Below are 1,021 nucleotides of genomic sequence, written 5' to 3' on the forward strand. Positions count from 1 at the left end.
CACCATCTACACCACAATAATCACAGGCACACTCACTACACTACTAAGCTCACACTGATTTCTCGCCTGAGCAGGCCTAGAAATAAACATACTAGCCTTCATTCCAATTCTAATCAAAAAAACAAACCCCCGTTCCACAGAAGCCGCTACCAAATACTTCCTAATACAATCCACCGCATCCATAATTCTTATAATAGCAACTACCCTCAACAACCTACTATCAGGACACTGAATAATAACAAGTACCACCAATCAACTCCCATCATTAATAATAACTGCTGCCCTTGCTATAAAACTAGGAATAGCCCCCTTTCACTTTTGAATTCCAGAGGTCACCCAAGGAACACCCCTAATTCCTGGCCTACTCCTCCTCACATGACAAAAACTAGCCCCCATCTCAATTATATACCAAATTCACCCATCAATCAACACCTGTGCCCTCATAACCCTCTCAACCCTATCTATTATAGCAGGTAGCTGAGGAGGCCTAAACCAGACACAATTACGCAAAATTATAGGATACTCCTCAATCACTCACATAGGCTGAATGATAATAACACTAACATACAACCCAACCATCACAACCCTCTACTTAACCACATACATCGCCCTAACAACCACCATATTCCTATTCCTCAATCTAAACTCAAACACCACAACCCTTACACTGTCCCTTACCTGAAACAAATCACCCCAACTCATACCACTAACAATATTCACCCTCATATCCCTAGGAGGTCTACCTCCACTAACCGGCTTTCTACCTAAATGAATAACTATTCAAGAACTTGCAATAAACAACAACTTCATCATCCCCTCCATCATAGTCGCCATAACCCTACTTAACCTGTACTTCTACATACGCCTAATCTACACTGTCTCAGTATCACTATTCCCCACTCCTAACAACACAAAGATGAACTGACAACTTGAAAACACAAAACCAACCCCCCTCACCCCCACACTCACCATCATTTCTACCCTCCTACTACCAATCACCCCCCTAATCCTAACTGTTCCT

The 1,021-nt window shown here is 42.3% G+C and carries 1 protein-coding gene; it reads left to right on the plus strand.

Features of this window, described 5'->3' with window-relative positions; all coding sequences use genetic code 11:
- Positions 1 to 82: 82 nt before the first annotated feature.
- Entirely contained in the window at positions 83 to 232 is a 150-nt protein-coding gene (locus ACFIL3_RS10470) for a hypothetical protein (RefSeq protein WP_375621917.1), read from the plus strand.
- The last annotated feature ends 789 nt before the right edge of the window (positions 233 to 1,021 follow it).

Origin of the sequence: Bartonella sp. CE47NXGY (assembly GCF_042195415.1) — a bacterium.
Taxonomy (GTDB): domain Bacteria; phylum Pseudomonadota; class Alphaproteobacteria; order Rhizobiales; family Rhizobiaceae; genus Bartonella.